The sequence below is a fragment of the Methanobacterium subterraneum genome, assembly GCF_002813695.1.
GTDB lineage: Archaea > Methanobacteriota > Methanobacteria > Methanobacteriales > Methanobacteriaceae > Methanobacterium > Methanobacterium subterraneum.
Map to the genome: position 1 here is coordinate 1,277,991 of NZ_CP017768.1, position 15,394 is coordinate 1,293,384.

The window sequence follows — 15,394 nt, forward strand, 5'->3', positions numbered from 1 at the left end:
ATCCATGAGGTGATATGATGAAAGAAATCGTGGCTATAATTCGGCCCAATAAATTAGACGAAGTTAAAGATGCCCTGGAAAAAATCGGATGCCATGGAATAACCGTGACTGAAGTTAAAGGTCGCGGACGACAGTTAGGTATTACCGAAAGTTACCGAGGGAGTGATTACCGAATCGACTTGCTACCCAAAACCCGTCTGGAAATAGTAGTATCAGATGAGGATTTAGAAGCTGTGATAAAAGCAATAGTAGAAACAGCACAAACCGGGGACATTGGAGATGGAAAAATATTCATCTCATCTGTAGAAGATGTTGTCCGTATACGAACCGGGGAAAGGGGAGAAGAAGCCGTTTAAAATTCCTCCAAAATCCACTTTAAACCCCCCTTTCCTCCTTTTTTCTTTTTAAAAGTCTCATAACAAATCCTTTTCTAAATTATCATAATCAAATCCTTTTCAAAGTATCATAATTAATCGATAATCGATTATATTTTTTTTTGAGATCAATTTATAATCAAACTTCATAATTTATGTTCTTACTAAAACTATTCTAACAGAGTATAGTATTCACTAAAAATAAATTAAATGAAATAACTTTGTTTTATAAACTCTAAAATAAAGGGTAATTAAAATAAACATAGAAATTAATGGTGACTTAAATGCCAGAACTACCCAGTGTGGAAACTTTCAAAAGATACTTTGATAAAACCTCCCTATTGCAACCAATAACCGCTGTGACGGTAATCAGTCCAGAAATCCTAGTGGGAACCAGCACCACCCAGATGAGAGAATCCCTGGAAGGACACGAATTTATAGAAAGTCTTAGATACGGGAAATATCTCTTCGGAAAGCTGGATAATGAACTGTTCTTGATAATGCACTTCGGAATGACCGGATTCCTGCACTATGATAAAAAAAATAGTTCCAGATACCCCAGGCTGCTGATAAAGTTTTCCAGTGGCAATTTCCTATCCTTTGATGATGCCCGTAAATTCGGGAAACTGGGCCTAACCCGAAATCCGATTGAATTCATTAAAAGTAGAGGATTGGGTCCTGATGCGCTGGAGGTGAATTATGAAGATTTTCGGAAAATTCTACAGGGTAAAAAAGGTATGATGAAATCATTACTCTTAAACCAGAACATATTAGCAGGCATTGGTAATCTTTACGCTGATGAAATACTCTACCAGAGCCGGGTACACCCTATGACACCAGCAAATTTATTAAATGACCCTGAATGGGAACGGGTTTTCAGTGCTATGAAGAAAGTACTCCAAAAAGCCATAGATCACCATGATAAAATTGAATCCCTTCCCGAATCATATATTCTTCCCCACCGCCATAAAGGTGGAGAATGTCCGGAAGGGTACCCATTAAAGATTATAAAGGTTGGGGGCCGGACCACATTCCTATGCCCCCACCGACAGAAGATGAGAAAATAGATAAACCCAATATTTTATTTTGATTAGGGACTTTTAGCTATTTTACATCAACTATTCTACATAAATAAAAACTATTGGTAATCAAAAATAAAAATAAGTGAATAGGGGTTAGTTTACCATCCTCTATCCTGTAATCTCTCTGATTCTGGTATCTGGCTTATTTCCAGACCAGGCATTGCTTTACCCAGGTCACGGCTAACCTCAGCTATGACTCCAGCGTCCTCGTAGTGGGCGGTTGCTTCGGCTATAGCCTTGGCCACTATTTCTGGGTTTTCGGATTTGAAAATTCCACTTCCCACGAATACTCCATCTGCTCCTAATTGCATCATAAGGGCGGCGTCGGCTGGGGTAGCCACTCCCCCGGCAGCAAAGTTCACCACAGGCAATCGTCCCTGTTTCTGAGTTTCCTTAACCAGGTATAGTTGTGCTTCTTCCTCCCGGGCCACATTCCAAAGTTCCTCTTCGGTCATGTCCTTGAGTTCCCGGATTGTTCCCTGGATCATACGCATGTGTCGGACTGCTTCCACCACATTACCAGTACCTGCTTCTCCTTTGGTTCTGATCATTGCGGCTCCCTCATCGATCCTTCGGAGAGCTTCACCCAGGTTTCTGGCTCCGCAGACAAATGGTATGGTGAATTGTTTTTTATCGATATGGAATTTTTCATCGGCAGGGGTTAAAACCTCGCTCTCGTCGATCATGTCCACTCCCAGTGACTCCAGGACCTGTGCTTCCACAAAGTGGCCAATCCGTACCTTGGCCATCACCGGGATGCTCACGGCATCCATGATCTCGGTAACTTTACTGGGGTCTGCCATACGGGCCACTCCCCCAGAAGCCCTTATATCGGCAGGAACCTTCTCTAAAGCCATTACAGAAACAGCTCCAGCTTCCTCGGCAATAACTGCCTGTTCAGCGTTAACCACATCCATGATAACTCCACCCTTGGTCATCTTGGCAAAACCCTTCTTCAATAATTCAGTTCCATGTAGCATGTTATTTCCTCCATGTGGATTTATTATGATTAATTAGAGACATCTAATAAAATCTCATTAATCACTGATTTACCGGGATAAAACCATTTGTAGATACGTTTTAATTCCCTAGAAAATCATTATTTTATCAAAAATTTTAAATTTTTAGTATACATATTTCAATTTTCCTTGGGGGTTATTAAAATTTTGGACCAGTTGGGATGGATTGAATATTTGAAAGATGTAAAACACCCCCTATGATCCCTGAACCCATCAAAGGTAAGACTGCTGGATAGTTATCCAGTTATTAGGATTTATATAGTCCCCATATTTCAAAGAGTGCATTAATGGAATATGTTACCGTAGAATATCTATAATATAGTAAATTTAACAGTTCTTAAGAATTAGTTCATTGTCTGGTTAGATAGTTCATTGTCTGGTTAGATAGTTCATTGTCTGGTTAGAAAATCTTCCCATATCGTGGATTTATTTAAGAACCCAGTTACATATTAGGAAACTGATTAAATAATTACAGAATTTTTAACACCCGGCTGTAGATGGAGGTTTTATCACGGAAGACCCGGAGGAAAGGTTGAGTATAATCAATAAACTAACCAGGTACAAATTATTTTTAGAAGAAGAAAGACCTAATCTGGTTGAGGAACTTTTTCAATATTATCACCGTGAAGAAACAGATGAGGTTGTCCAAGAAGTGGGGGATTTCGAGAAGGGAAATCCTAAAAAAGTTAATTTCATTCGTTACGATAACCCCTATGAAGCTTATCTTACTGCTCAGATTCAGTTGGATGAAGCCTTGATACCTATTTTAAACCAGCATATTTCCTTTCTGGAGGATGGGGATGATGTTGATCTGGTGCTGGAATCCCTGGAGCACAGCATTTACCGGGTTAAAAAACAGACCTATACCAATGTTGAAGATTGGGAAAAACTCTTGGACCACTTAACAGAGGATCAAATGGAAAAAATTGAAATCAATCCTAAAGGACCTGGAGATCTTCTCTTAAAGGAACTTATCTGGATCCGAAATTATGAAACCAGATGGATGAAAAATGAAGATCATTGATTAGTTTTATAATAAAATCATGGATAATTACTTCTTTTGGTGATAATAAGAATATTATTCTTTATGAGATTCTTTTGAGCTCAAGAATTCTACTGACATTAAAGTAATGTAATTAGTTGTAATGACTTGTAATTAAATAGTATGTATATAATTACATAATATTTTCATAGACTTTTCCCAAAAAAATCTCACTTCATACTGGAAAATAAATCAATCCATTGAAAAAACCATTCTTTTTGGCCATTATATTTATTAAGATTTCTTTAAGTATCATACATTAAAAACCTATGAGTAATACTTTTTATATATTTTTTATTAGTGATAAAAATATTTAAGTCCCCCTAATTTCACCATTATTCAACCTGTGAAAATAAGCTGATTAGAAATACTATTTTCTATTTAGAGCAAATATTAATTACCGAAAACTGTTAATTAAACAGATAAAAGTGGCCTAGATATTAATATCTACAATTATTTATTCAACATAATACGAAATATGTATTTAATTGGTATTATTGTATATTGGGTTAACTGAGTCCTTATATATTATATCAAACTTATAAGTCAACAGTAAGAGTATATAACCAGGAGTTGATTAAATGGCTATCAAAGAAGCAGAAATGTTCTATAAACAGGCCATGTCATTTTTAGAACAGGGAAAAGTGGATAAATCAATAAAATTTTTTGACAGTGCACTGGAAATAGATAAAGAATATGTTTCCGCCTGGAATGATAAGGGAGTGGCTTTAATGGAGCTTGGCAAATACCAGGATGCTCTTAACTGTTTTGAACATGTTGTCAGGCTGGAACCTGGTGATAACATGGCTTGGTACAACCGGGGATATGTGCTGTTGATTCTGAAGGAATATCAAGAAGCAGTAAACACTTTCGACTTGTTCCTGGGCAGATATTCCAAAAAGGATGATTTTTACAAATACGCCCTGTATCTACAGGCTCAAGGACTCTATAACCTTAAAAAATATGATGAATCATTAAAATTAATTAAAAAAGCCCTTAAAAAAGATAAAAAATTTAAAGAAGCCCGAGATCTCATGGAACTGGTTGGAAAAGAGCTATCCAAAAAGTAGTGAAGAAACCCCAATGATCTTCACTTTCCATTCTCCAATTAGTACAGAATATAATGAGTTATTAAAGAATCTGATGGTTTAATAAAAAAAAATTTCATATTATAACAATTGATTAAAGGAATAAAATGGTGGAGTTCTATGTCCCTACCTCAACTTTTAAGTCAAAAAGAAATTGAACAGAATTCATCCCAGCTTGATAACTGGTCTGTTCTTGAAAACCGTTATCTGGTATCTGTTTTTGAATTTCCGGACTTTGTAAATGCCCTTGAATTCACAGTTAAGGTTGGTTTAGTAGCGGAAGAGATGCAACACCATCCCGAAATCAATTTATCATGGGGTAAGGTAGCCCTGGAAATAACCACTGATGACATGGGCGGATTAACCGAATTGGACTTCTTATTTGCCCTGAAAGTTAATAAATTGTTTGAATGACTGATTAATCCATTTAGCCAATATAATGCAAGAGAATTAACATTTAATATCGATACAAAGAACGTTTCGACATGTATTTTAATTCATGCTGATCATTTACACTTGAAATAGGGGTCATTTTGATGATCTGATCAGGGATGAAAGAAAATATAGGATAAAAATTTAGGGTTAATAGAAGGTGAATACAAGTTTGATTTGATTAAATAAATTACAACCATTTTAAGAATTAGAATATTCTTCTTAAATGTTAATTATCTACATTCAACAAATTTTCCAGGCGTTTAATGGCTTGATAACGATCTTTTTTTTCTAGCCTGGCCTGCTGGAGTGCATCTTGCAGCGTATGAATGGAGTGATCGTATACTTCCCGATCCACAGGGTAGGGGAAACCATCTTTACCCCCATGGGTGAAACTGTACTTAACTGGATCCTCCCAGCTGGCCCGGTTACCATAAACAAGGTCTGAAATCAAAGCCAGGGCACGAATCTTCTTAGGACCCATACCCTTTAAAGAAACTAATTCCTCATAACTTTCCGGTTGCAATTCCCAGGCATTCTGAAGAACTTCAAACTCCCGGGGAGATAGATCAGTGCCCAGCACCGGATGATGGCTGGGTAAAGTGATTTGTGGGCAGAATAAATCCAGATTAGCCTGACCTGCTTTCAGATCCACTTTTTTCTGGAAGTACTTTTTCAGATGTTGTGGGTTATCCAGAATCAGATCCAGGCTGGTTTGACGTGAGTCGAAACTCAGATCAGAGGTCATGTTCAGGGTTTTTTCCTGTTTAAGGTCGCAACAGATACCATTATGGGGTTCGTTAATGTAGTTTTCCACAGAATCAGATAACCAATGGTACCGCCGGGCGTATCTGGTGGATTCATTCATTCCCTGCTGCACCACCGCCCAGTCACCCCGTTCCGTTAAGAAAAAAACATGATGGTAAAGCTGGTAACCGTCCTGAATACATGAATTATCAATTTTAGCTGAGATTTTACTAGAATAAACCAGTTCTTCCAGTTTTGCGGAGGATAATGAGAATACTTCCCCAGCATCCAGGATCTCCTGAGGTGTTTTCCGGGAAGCCCGTCCCTTACCCCCTGCGATGAGTATGCCCTGTTCTTCAGGTTTGATGGCTGTCTTAAGAGCACCGCAGGTGGTGGTGGTTGTGCCAGAACTGTGCCAATCAAACCCCAGGACACAGGAAAATGCTTGAAACCAGTGGGGGTCCGAGATCCTGGATAAAAATTCATCTGGACCATACTCATAGATTATTGAATCTGTAACTGCTCCGGCCAGTTTAACCATGCGCTTGAACAACCAGCGGGGGGCACGACCACCGTGGAGGGGTAAATTGGCCACACCACTTCTTGAACTCATATTATCATCATTAGTTTTAAGGGATATTAGGATTAAGTGAGAGCACTTGAGAAGTATAGCATCAGATTTAGCTCCTATTTAAAATAAGATTTTATCACCAATGAAATAAGATACTCTTGATAGTAGCTGAACTAGAATAAGACATAGCTGAACTAGAATAAAAAACTTAGCACTATACATCTATTTTATCTAGTAAAGAATTATTTAATAAGCACGTACTGAATAGTTCCACTGTTTTAAGTGCATTTATCAATGAGGAAATCCAGTTCCTTTAGAATAGATTGATTTTGATCATGGGAAAACGTTAGATGGATGTTTCTTCGGTATTCATCCAGTCTGGAGAGGAAATTTTCAATATCTTCACGTCGCATATCCTCATGGAACTCACCGTACCCCAATTTTTCCAGGTAAATAGCATTTAAAGTCTGTTCGAACTGTTTTTTCACTGGAACACTTAAAACCGGTTTTCCCAGATAGAGAGCTTCGCTTATAAGGGTGAATCCACCATTGGAGATTACTGCCCGGGCCTGGGATAGGTCTGTGAAAAATTCATCCTCATTGAAACTTTTAAACAGCAGGTTTTCATCCCGCTCATCACGGTGGAATCCATAGACAATGAATTCATCATCGAATTCCTTCAGAATATCCATTAATCTCTCATTGGAGTCACTGGTCTGGTAAACCAGTACATGCTCTCCATTATATGGTTCCAGTTCCATTATGGCATCTCTCAGTACTGGTGGGAAATATTTGGTTTTATTAGAATTTTTAAGAGGAGGATAAAAATAACTGGTGATTAGATAGAATGTGGGCATTTGGATAAATGATCTGACCACACTTTCAGCGGCTATTCTATCAGTACGGAACTTTCGGGGGACATCCAATTCTGCCTGGGTAAGTACATGCATATTATCCAGACTGATCAGTGGAACACGCAGTACCTTGGAGAGGAGATTGGAATAAAATTCAAAATCAGAGATGATGATCTGGGGCTTTATTGCCTTGGCCACACTGTACATCAGCCTTAAACTTTTTTTCAAATCCCCTGGGAGGTCTTTCATCCCCTTGATGAACGTTTTGGTGTTCTGAACAGTGTTATCCTCATATACTGTGTTAAATCCGCCGATTTTGTAAACATGGTCAAAATGAGCGGCCAGGTAATCATAGGCCCGATCTGATGCAAATATGTGAACTTCATTGTTCTTGGTTAAATGGTTGAGGAGGACTCTGCCCCTTATGGCGTGTCCCATCCCTTCACCACATACTGAGTAGATTATCCTCCTTTGACCCGGATGTCCGAAGGTGTAATCCAAGTCCTCAGCAGTTATTTGCTTGCCCCGGAACTGGTAAAAAGTGCTTTTAGCATACTTTAAAACCACATTACGCATACCCTCTTCCTGAAGTCGGCGGGTGGAAACCAGGAGTTTTGGGCTTCTGAGAACCTTGAACTGGCTGATGGCACCGATGCGCTCAATGTAATCGGTGTCCTCTCCAAAGTCCAGGTCTTCGTCAAATCCTTCCACTTCATAGTGAAGGTTTCGGGTGGTGATTATACCGTAACAACCTGCCCCATGGGGTTTGATGTTTTCCACCCTTTTCATAAAGAAATTAGCAAGATCATGGGTTATTTTATTGAGGAAAGTGTCGCTTAAAGGTGCGATTTGGGTGATGGCAATTCCCAGCTTCCTTTTTTGAAATTCATCCAGACATAATTCCAGGTAATCCCTGGTTAAAATCACATCTGAATCCAGGAATAGAAGGTATTCTCCGCGTGCTGCTTCTGCACCACGGTTGCGACCTACAGCAGGAAGACCTCCCTCCACAACTTTACATCCCCATTCCTGGGCAATGTCTTTAGTGCTATCTTCGGAACCTGCATCGGCCACTATAACCTCATAATCTGAGAAATCCTGCCTTTTTATACTCTCCAGGAGATGGGGGAGGTAATTTTCCTCGTTAAAGGTAGGTATGATAATTGAAAGCTTCATTTTCACCTAAATGTTTCTATTTGACTTTTTGTTTAAGACATTTTCGGATTCATTAAAAGTAGGAGAAGAAATTCCAGGTTATGAAAAATCCATCAGCCCGACCCTCATAAGTCTTAAAAAGACTTTCCAGAGTGGTTTTATCACTCTGACTGGTGTCAATTCGTATCACCGTCATGTTACCCTGCATTTCCGTGCTTAGAACATTGTAACCACTCAGATCAACGGGTTCAAACTGGTTCAAGACTTTTATCTCATGATACGAACTGTTATTCCCTGCCAGTTCCAATGCCAACCCGGACAATGCCACCAGAAAGATGAGTGCCAGGGGTAAGATTAGTTGGCGGAACTGGAAATGTTTTTTCACGAAGTAAAGGATGAATAAAAGACCCAGTCCTATGAGTAGGGGCTGGCTGTAAAGTCCACCATCCACCATCCCTATCAGGGCCAGAGCCAATGCAAATGCCAGAATAACCCTGTATATATCCTTTCCCATGTTTAAAGACAGCAATCCAGTTATATATGCCAGGGGGAGGGTTATGAATATGAAGTAACCCCAGGGAATCACTTCAGGGTAGAGGCTGCCTCCAGTGTGAACATTTTCCGGGACCAATCCACCCATAGTATCGGCAATATGTCCGAAAACTGATTTGAAGACATGGGTGTGCATGGGGCTGGTGGTCGTGGAAGTGGGGTTGGTGGAGACGAAAATGGTTAAAGGAGACACACCATACTTAAAACGAATGGAAAACTCGATTAAAAGTCCTACCAGACAGGTTAACAGGATTATGAGTATGGTCCATTTGAGGAATTTTTTACCATCCGGACTGTATTCTGTGGTTTTTTCATTTACTGGTGCTAAAAACCGGTTGGTATTAATCAAGGAGTTCAGGATTAGGAAACTACCTATTAACATCATGAAAAGGACTGCTTTACCCTCGGATGAACCAGATAAAAGTGGCCAGGTGATCATCATAACCAGCTGGTCCAGTGAGGATGTGGCGTAAACAATCAGCCCTACAAGTATCAGTATAACTCCAAATAATCCTGTTTTATCTATTTTCACTACGTATCACCATAAAAATAATTCTAATCAATTGAATGCTAATAATTTTACTACTGAAAGTTATTTACTGACTTCCAGCATTCTCTCCACCGCTACCCTGGCCTTATTTGCAATTTCTTCTGGAACTTTGACCTGGAATTTTTCCTCAATCAGGGATGTTTTAACCTTTTCCAGGGTGTGGAGTTTCATATTTTCACATATAGCTTCGTCCAGTAATGGGTAGATAAGTTTATCCGGGTTTTCCCTGCGCAGCCTGGTTACCATGTCCACTTCCGTGCCTATGAGGAAACTTTTATTTTCAGACAGAGCCAGGTGTCTTATCATTCCCCCGGTGCTTAGTATGTGGTCTGCCATTTCCTGTACTTCCGCATCACATTCCGGGTGTACCAGTACTTCTGCATCAGCATAGTTCTCCCGGGAAAAGGTTACATCGGCAGTGTTGAACATTTTATGAACGTAACAGTAGCCCAACTCGGGGATGGGGATTATTTCCTTATCTGTTCTTTTTTCCACGAAGCTGGCCAGGTTCATATCGGGACCAAAGAGTACCTGATCCGATTCAAGGCTTTCTACTACCTGAACTGCGTTGGCTGATGTGCATAATATGTCTGCTTCGGCTTTAGCTTCAGCCAGAGTGTTAACATATAACACCACCTCCGCTTGAGGGTATCTCTTTTTATATTTTCTTACTTCTTCAGCTGGGAGCATGTGGGCCATGGGACACTCTGCCTGGGTATCAGGTATCACTATCTTTTTGGATGGATTTAAGATGGCCGCAGTTTCGGCCATGAAGTCCACTCCACAAAAGATAACCAGATCCGCTTCCTCTATTTGCGAAGCTTTGATACACAGTTCCAGAGAATCGCCTAAAAAATCTGCAATCTCCTGTATTTCCTGAGTTTGATAATTATGAGCCAGTATTATGGCATTTTTTTCTTCTTTAAGTTTAAGAATTTCTTCCTGTTCTTGGTTCAACCTGAACTCTCCTTTAATTAGGTTCATTAGAATGATAGTCCCTGGTTTAGGGATGTGAAGATTACAAAAAATGGCAAGAATGACCTATATAAAAAATCTTATTATATTTCCCTATTAAAAAAACTTTCCCATATTTGTAAAGATTTAATATGATCAGAAGATATTGGATATAACCCCTGAAATAAGGGATTATTTTAGATTTATCCTTAGAATACCCCTATTTAGCTAAACTAATCTATTTCTGCACCTTCCAGGGCACATTTGCAGGGACAATTTCCATCACTAGAAATGTTAATAACCGAATTGTAAATTAGTTTGGTTAATTCCTTCTTTTTCTCATCCAGAATTTCAAATACCTCATCTATGGTGATTTTCTCTGAGGATACTGAAGCTGCGTAATTGGAAACCATGCATATGGATGCGTAGCACATTTCAAGTTCCCGGGCCAGGACGACTTCGGGTAGGCCAGTCATACCCACCACTGTACCCCCGATCTGGCGGAACATGCGGATCTCGGCTGGGGTTTCAAATCTGGGCCCCTCGGTGCACACGTATACACCGCCCTTAATTAGTTTACCATCTACCTTTCGCCCGGCAGAGATTATGGTTTCTGCCAGCTGGGGACAGTATGGTTGAGTGACGTCCACGTGAACTGCACGGTCATCATAGAAGGTGAAAGGCCTTTTGCGGGTGAAATCCAAAAAATCGTCAGGTATTAGGAATTCTCCAGGTTTAATGGATTCATCTAGGGATCCTACTGCATTGGTGGCAATGATTGCTTCGGCCCCCAGCATTTTAAGAGCGTAGATGTTGGCCTGGTAATTGATCATGTGGGGCGGGTTATCATGACCCTCCCGGTGGCGTGGTAAGAAGGCAACCTCCTGATCTTCAAATTTTAGTATAGATATGGGGGGAGATTCACCAAATGGTGTGTTTAAGACCTTTTTCTCCTTTAATTCTCCCATTTCGACTATCTGGTACACTCCAGTGCCACCTACAATTCCGATCATGTTCTCTAGTTCTCCTTTTGTAACCTTAAAAAAAATATTATAAAGGGTTTTTATCCCTTGGCTACTCCCATTGGCACCATTCTACCCACTAATCTAGAGATACCTGCTGTGTGTGCGGTTTTAACCACTTGGTCCACATCTTTATAGGCTCCTGGGGCTTCTTCTGCCACCACTGGCATGGAATTGGCCTTCACATATATGCCCTTACCTTCCAGGATTTTGAGGATGTCTTCTCCACGGTAGCTACGTTTGGCACCGGCACGGCTCATCTGGCGTCCGGCACCATGGGCAGTGGATCCAAAGGTTTCATCCATTGCAGTCTGTGTACCGTGTAAGACATAGGAAGATGTACCCATGGTTCCAGGGATGAGTACAGGCTGACCAATTTTCCGATAATCTGATGGTAATTCCTCTCTTCCAGGTCCAAATGCACGAGTGGCTCCTTTTCGATGGACATAGAGCTGATTGTTCTTTCCTTTAATGGTGTGTATCTCTTTCTTGGCAATATTATGGGCCACATCATAAACAATCTTCATACCCATGTCTTCGGCATCCCTATGGAATATCTGTTCAAAGGATTCCCGTACCCAGTGAACAATCATTTGTCGGTTGGTCCAGGCGTAGTTGGCAGCAGCAGACATTGCCGCGAAATAATCATGGGCTTCTTCTGATTCTACAGGGGCACAGGCTAGTTGTCTGTCAGGTAGGTTGATCTGGTAACGTTTGGCTGCCTTGTCCATGGTACGCAGGTAATCACTGCAAACCTGGTGTCCGCATCCCCTACTTCCAGAATGGATGAGTACGGTTACCTGTCCTTCTTCCAGGCCGAATGTTTCAGCGGCTTCTTTATCGAATATTTCCTCTACTTTCTGAACTTCCAGGAAGTGGTTTCCCGAGCCCAGGCTGCCCAGCTGGGGTATTCCCCTTTTCTTGGCCTTATCACTCACCCGGGCCGAGTCGGCATCAGCCATGCATCCCTTCTCCTCCAGGTATTCCAGGTCTTCTTCCCAGCCGTAACCATTTTCCACAGCCCACTTGGCACCGTTGTCCAGGACATCATCGATTTCACCCTCTCGGAGTCTTATTTTTCCTTTGCTCCCTACACCTGAGGGTACGTTCCGGAACATGACATCAATCAGTTCTTTGATTCGGGGCTGAACCTCATCATAGGTTAGATCTGTGCGGAGAAGTCTTACACCACAGTTTATATCAAATCCCACCCCTCCAGGACTTATAACTCCGGTTCGACTGCTGAAAGCTCCGACCCCACCTATGCTGAATCCGTAGCCGAAGTGGATGTCAGGTAGGCCTATGGAAAATTTCTGTATCCCTGGTAGGCAGGCTACGTTGGCCACCTGATCTACTGCTCCCTTTTCCAGGGTTTTAATTGACTCATCATCAAGATATATCCGACCAGGTACTCTCATTTCCTTTTTATAATCTCCAGGAACTTCCCAAACACAATCACGTACCTTTTTAAGAGTTTCTTCCATAACCATGATAATCAAATCTCCTAATTTTGTTAATTAGTCCTATAGGTATTTCAAAAAATATGAAACTTAAATCTTTAAATATCAAATAAACTTCTCTACTAGATAAACTATAGGTGTAACTGGTATACCAAGATTTCTATTTTTCTAACTTTTGTAATCCTGAACCTAGAAAAATGGGGATATAAAGTTAAACCATGATGGAATAAAGAGGAAAACATGGTATGGGAAAAAACAGTGCCACGTATAAGAATGGGCCTGCAGTGAATTAAACCTCTTAATAGTGGAGATATATGATTATGGAATCTAAAGATGAAGTAATAATAACCGAGAATGATGTCATGGGTATAATGGATGTTTTTACCCGTGTCCCGCCATTAATTCTCAAAATGGTGGTTAAAGGTAACAAAAATGTGGTTAAATCATTTGAAACCCAGATAAAAGAGTACCAAAAACAGCTTGATTCCAGTGATATGGTGAAAATAGAGAAGGTCCTGGAGATGGATGTTCCTGATCTTCAAGAGATACTAAGGAAGGCTTATCTTGAAACTGGGCAGAAACAGTTGAAAATACTGGCTGACCCCCATGCCGAGGAATTTATTTCTGGAAATCTTAGGGAACTTAAAAAGATACTTTTCCCCAGTAGATTTATTTAGGAAAATTTTCTAAAAAATCATGACTGGGAAGGAATAACAGATATTCCCAAAATATTGTAGGTATTTCTAAATAATTAGAATAGGATATATTTCTAAAAGTAGAGTTGGAGGTATTTCTAAATTAAGAGTTGGAGGTATTTTTAAATTAAGAGTTGGAGGTATTTCTAAATTAAGAGTTGGAGGTATTTTTAAATTAAGAGTTGGAGGTATTTTTAAATTAATATTCCTAAAAAAAGCTCCTTCTTGAATTATTAAGAATTGTTTCAACCTGGGATCTGGACATGTAGGGTTGTAAGTCTTTCCTGTATAATATTCGTATCATGGTTTTATCCAGATCAGATAATTCAGTTAAGTCTGGACCGTTAATGCACACTACACTGTTTTGATTATGGTTATGATGTAATCCAAGGCCATGGGCCAATTCATGGACAATTACATGTGAACGACGCTTCTGGCTTAATCCGTCGATTCCAATGAAAATTCGGGATTTGAATATCTCACCAGCAGAGTTGCCACCGTAAATACCACTGATACTTACCTTCCATTCTGTGAAACCATCAACTTTAGATGGGTTAATCGAAAATTGGGAAAATTCCGAGTGGGGGACAAAATAAATTTCCATATCTGCTTCTAACTGATTTTTATCATCAATTTTAAGCTGAAAATCTTTAACATTTGCATTTATATCATCAATAGCCTTATTAAGGGTTTTAAGATCTTCTGGTGTGGGCGAGCCCATAACTCTTATTCTTACCACGTTGATATTCCATTTGCCCACCTTATCATAGCTGTTACCATAATCATCAGCACTGAAGGCACTTTCCATGAAGGTGTTAATCTCTTCATCACTGTATTTTTCATTTTCATTGGAATTGAACACACCGTAACTATCATTTTTGGTGGTGATTAACCCTAAAGATATGATCAAAAGAATAATAACTCCTATTATTAGGCTTATTCTTAATAAATTCGATGTGGAATGGTTTCTGTTAGTCCCCAAGTCTGCTTGTGCAGTGTCATCATCATAAATAAGTGGTTCCTCTAATGATTTTATATTTAGGAATTCCTCTTCAAGCAATTCTACAGTAGATGATTCATCCCCAAGAGATTCCCTGTGGATGGGTGATTCTTCCCCCAGTGATTCCCTATGGGAGGATGATTCTTCCCCCAGTGATACCCGGTATTCCAGATCACCACCACAATTGCATTTATCATAAAAATCATCAGGAGATTCTCCTTCCTGAAGCTGGTAATATCCTCCGCATTTTTTGCAGACTAGGTAGGGCATTAGATACAACACTCCCGGTTTGATGATAAACTATCATTAAAAGGGTGTAACCATTAAGTATCCACAATAACTTGCAGAGTACACCTATTTTCTTCCTTAACAATTTCCATTAAATGAAAGGTTACTGCTTTAACCTCATCCCTTACTTCATGGGTGGCCTGGTTAAATTCTTCTCCCCACACCACAGCACTGAGGTTGAAAGTCTCAGGATCCTTTTGTTGTATAGTAACTGTAAATTGGGAGAAAACCAGACCCTCATAATCATGGATAAATAGTAATTCACTGAGCCAGTCATAAAGCAGTGCTTTTTCATCCTCGGATTCCACCAAAATTTCTCTTATAACTTTTGGCTTTACCTGGGATGTGTCCGTCATCACTTCAAACATTGCCAGGGCAGCGTTGCCAAAAGCATCATTAAGATCCTGACCATAGGCCCGAAAGCCCACATCAGCAGTAACATCGAAAAATTCGAATTGTTTTAGGGTGTTTTTATTATCCACTCAAATCTAACCTCTTATAGTTTCGGA

The 15,394-nt window shown here is 39.9% G+C and carries 15 protein-coding genes; 6 read left to right on the top strand and 9 right to left on the bottom strand.

The genetic code is table 11. The features are described from left to right. Nucleotides 1-17 precede the first annotated feature (17 nt). The gene (locus tag BK009_RS06150) at nucleotides 18-356 is read left to right on the top strand and encodes a P-II family nitrogen regulator (RefSeq protein WP_100905818.1); all 339 of its coding nucleotides are present in this window, start codon (nucleotides 18-20) and stop codon (nucleotides 354-356) included. A gap of 302 nt (nucleotides 357-658) precedes the next feature. Next, nucleotides 659-1,441, top strand: a complete 783-nt coding sequence (locus BK009_RS06155) for an Fpg/Nei family DNA glycosylase (protein WP_100906922.1) — start codon at nucleotides 659-661, stop codon at nucleotides 1,439-1,441. 113 nt (nucleotides 1,442-1,554) lie between these two features. Here BK009_RS06155 and pdxS read toward each other — a convergent pair whose 3' ends face one another. Then, nucleotides 1,555-2,436 (bottom strand): pyridoxal 5'-phosphate synthase lyase subunit PdxS, encoded by an 882-nt coding sequence (gene pdxS / locus BK009_RS06160; protein WP_100906923.1) that lies wholly within the window; start codon nucleotides 2,434-2,436, stop codon nucleotides 1,555-1,557. Nucleotides 2,437-3,007: 571 nt separating this feature from the next. Here pdxS and BK009_RS06165 point away from each other — a divergent pair. The 3 genes from BK009_RS06165 (at nucleotide 3,008) to BK009_RS06175 (ending at nucleotide 5,019) form a co-directional block, all read left to right on the top strand. Continuing rightward, on the top strand, nucleotides 3,008-3,499 hold the full coding sequence (locus tag BK009_RS06165) for a hypothetical protein (protein WP_100905816.1): 492 nt from the start codon (nucleotides 3,008-3,010) through the stop codon (nucleotides 3,497-3,499). A 599-nt stretch (nucleotides 3,500-4,098) separates the two neighbouring features. Next, the gene (locus tag BK009_RS06170; RefSeq protein ID WP_100909239.1) at nucleotides 4,099-4,587 is read left to right on the top strand and encodes a tetratricopeptide repeat protein; all 489 of its coding nucleotides are present in this window, start codon (nucleotides 4,099-4,101) and stop codon (nucleotides 4,585-4,587) included. A gap of 138 nt (nucleotides 4,588-4,725) precedes the next feature. Then, nucleotides 4,726-5,019 carry a 4a-hydroxytetrahydrobiopterin dehydratase gene (locus BK009_RS06175; protein ID WP_100905814.1) on the top strand — a complete coding sequence of 98 codons (294 nt, stop codon included), beginning with the start codon at nucleotides 4,726-4,728 and terminating at the stop codon, nucleotides 5,017-5,019. 247 nt (nucleotides 5,020-5,266) lie between these two features. Here BK009_RS06175 and BK009_RS06180 read toward each other — a convergent pair whose 3' ends face one another. The 6 genes from BK009_RS06180 to BK009_RS06205 form a co-directional block, all read right to left on the bottom strand. Then, nucleotides 5,267-6,397, bottom strand: a complete 1,131-nt coding sequence (locus BK009_RS06180; protein ID WP_100909240.1) for a DUF763 domain-containing protein — start codon at nucleotides 6,395-6,397, stop codon at nucleotides 5,267-5,269. A 236-nt stretch (nucleotides 6,398-6,633) separates the two neighbouring features. Next, nucleotides 6,634-8,385, bottom strand: a complete 1,752-nt coding sequence (locus BK009_RS06185; protein WP_100909241.1) for an MJ1255/VC2487 family glycosyltransferase — start codon at nucleotides 8,383-8,385, stop codon at nucleotides 6,634-6,636. A 52-nt stretch (nucleotides 8,386-8,437) separates the two neighbouring features. After that, entirely contained in the window at nucleotides 8,438-9,448 is a 1,011-nt protein-coding gene (locus BK009_RS06190; RefSeq protein WP_100909242.1) for a hypothetical protein, read from the bottom strand. A 60-nt stretch (nucleotides 9,449-9,508) separates the two neighbouring features. Then, nucleotides 9,509-10,450 carry a quinolinate synthase NadA gene (gene nadA / locus BK009_RS06195; RefSeq protein ID WP_205835882.1) on the bottom strand — a complete coding sequence of 314 codons (942 nt, stop codon included), beginning with the start codon at nucleotides 10,448-10,450 and terminating at the stop codon, nucleotides 9,509-9,511. Nucleotides 10,451-10,653: 203 nt separating this feature from the next. Further along, nucleotides 10,654-11,433 (bottom strand): S-methyl-5'-thioadenosine phosphorylase, encoded by a 780-nt coding sequence (mtnP, locus tag BK009_RS06200; protein ID WP_100905810.1) that lies wholly within the window; start codon nucleotides 11,431-11,433, stop codon nucleotides 10,654-10,656. Nucleotides 11,434-11,483: 50 nt separating this feature from the next. Next, nucleotides 11,484-12,932, bottom strand: a complete 1,449-nt coding sequence (locus BK009_RS06205) for an RtcB family protein (RefSeq protein ID WP_100909244.1) — start codon at nucleotides 12,930-12,932, stop codon at nucleotides 11,484-11,486. A gap of 290 nt (nucleotides 12,933-13,222) precedes the next feature. Between BK009_RS06205 and BK009_RS06210 the strand changes: the two genes are divergently transcribed. Further along, nucleotides 13,223-13,579 carry a hypothetical protein gene (locus tag BK009_RS06210; RefSeq protein ID WP_100906737.1) on the top strand — a complete coding sequence of 119 codons (357 nt, stop codon included), beginning with the start codon at nucleotides 13,223-13,225 and terminating at the stop codon, nucleotides 13,577-13,579. 226 nt (nucleotides 13,580-13,805) lie between these two features. Here BK009_RS06210 and BK009_RS06215 read toward each other — a convergent pair whose 3' ends face one another. Next, the gene (locus BK009_RS06215) at nucleotides 13,806-14,867 is read right to left on the bottom strand and encodes a DUF2927 domain-containing protein (RefSeq protein ID WP_100909245.1); all 1,062 of its coding nucleotides are present in this window, start codon (nucleotides 14,865-14,867) and stop codon (nucleotides 13,806-13,808) included. 53 nt (nucleotides 14,868-14,920) lie between these two features. After that, nucleotides 14,921-15,367, bottom strand: coding sequence for an archease (locus tag BK009_RS06220; RefSeq protein WP_100905807.1), 447 nt, complete (start codon nucleotides 15,365-15,367; stop codon nucleotides 14,921-14,923). Nucleotides 15,368-15,394: the final 27 nt, after the last annotated feature.

What these genes read in the sequence shown, in the direction of transcription:
- BK009_RS06150 (WP_100905818.1), top strand. Translation starts at nt 18, where the DNA reads ATGAAAGAAATCGTGGCTATAATTCGGCCCAATAAATTAGACGAAGTT.
- BK009_RS06155 (WP_100906922.1), top strand. Translation starts at nt 659, where the DNA reads ATGCCAGAACTACCCAGTGTGGAAACTTTCAAAAGATACTTTGATAAA.
- pdxS (WP_100906923.1), bottom strand. Translation starts at nt 2,436, where the DNA reads ATGCTACATGGAACTGAATTATTGAAGAAGGGTTTTGCCAAGATGACC.
- BK009_RS06170 (WP_100909239.1), top strand. Translation starts at nt 4,099, where the DNA reads ATGGCTATCAAAGAAGCAGAAATGTTCTATAAACAGGCCATGTCATTT.
- BK009_RS06175 (WP_100905814.1), top strand. Translation starts at nt 4,726, where the DNA reads ATGTCCCTACCTCAACTTTTAAGTCAAAAAGAAATTGAACAGAATTCA.
- BK009_RS06180 (WP_100909240.1), bottom strand. Translation starts at nt 6,397, where the DNA reads ATGAGTTCAAGAAGTGGTGTGGCCAATTTACCCCTCCACGGTGGTCGT.
- BK009_RS06185 (WP_100909241.1), bottom strand. Translation starts at nt 8,385, where the DNA reads ATGAAGCTTTCAATTATCATACCTACCTTTAACGAGGAAAATTACCTC.
- nadA (WP_205835882.1), bottom strand. Translation starts at nt 10,450, where the DNA reads ATGAACCTAATTAAAGGAGAGTTCAGGTTGAACCAAGAACAGGAAGAA.
- mtnP (WP_100905810.1), bottom strand. Translation starts at nt 11,433, where the DNA reads ATGATCGGAATTGTAGGTGGCACTGGAGTGTACCAGATAGTCGAAATG.
- BK009_RS06205 (WP_100909244.1), bottom strand. Translation starts at nt 12,932, where the DNA reads ATGGTTATGGAAGAAACTCTTAAAAAGGTACGTGATTGTGTTTGGGAA.
- BK009_RS06210 (WP_100906737.1), top strand. Translation starts at nt 13,223, where the DNA reads ATGGAATCTAAAGATGAAGTAATAATAACCGAGAATGATGTCATGGGT.
- BK009_RS06215 (WP_100909245.1), bottom strand. Translation starts at nt 14,867, where the DNA reads ATGCCCTACCTAGTCTGCAAAAAATGCGGAGGATATTACCAGCTTCAG.